This is a genomic window from Oleiphilus sp. HI0128 (genome assembly GCF_001635365.1).
Map to the genome: position 1 here is coordinate 1 of NZ_LWGG01001336.1, position 585 is coordinate 585.

Sequence of the window (585 nt, forward strand, 5' to 3'; positions counted from 1 at the left end):
GGTATCAAGTGATAAAGGCCTGGTAGTACCAGTCTTACGCGATGCAGATGGTATGAGCTTGGCAACAATTGAAGGATCAATCAAAGAGTATGGTCAAAAAGCCCGTAACGGTAAGCTCTCTATTGAAGAAATGACAGGCGGTACTTTCACTATTTCTAACGGTGGTGTATTCGGTTCCTTGATGTCTACGCCAATCTTGAATCCGCCTCAAACGGCGATTTTGGGTATGCATAAGATTCAAGAGAGACCTATGGCTGTTAATGGTGAGGTTGTGATCTTGCCGATGATGTACCTTGCTTTGTCTTATGACCATCGAATGATTGATGGTAAAGAAGCTGTTCAGTTCCTGGTTGCGATCAAGGAAATGATTGAAGATCCAGCTAGAATTCTTCTAGAAATTTAAGTCGAGAACCGGGAGATAAATATAAATGTCAAATAAGTATGATGTAATCGTAATTGGTTCTGGTCCGGCTGGATATGTTGCTGCAATTCGTTGTGGTCAGCTTGGCTTAAAGACTGCGTGTGTTGAAAAGTGGACATCTGAGACAGGTAAGCAGATTCTTGGTGGTACCTGTTTGAACGTGG

The 585-nt window shown here is 42.6% G+C and carries 2 protein-coding genes; both read left to right on the top strand.

Going from position 1 to position 585, the window contains the following annotated elements; all coding sequences use genetic code 11:
• The coding region (locus A3763_RS22275; RefSeq protein WP_197483045.1) for a 2-oxo acid dehydrogenase subunit E2 at window positions 1-403 on the top strand (403 nt) is incomplete at its 5' end.
• 25 nt (window positions 404-428) lie between these two features.
• Window positions 429-585 (top strand): FAD-dependent oxidoreductase (locus A3763_RS27185; RefSeq protein WP_156495261.1); only part of this gene is annotated, 157 nt, incomplete at its 3' end.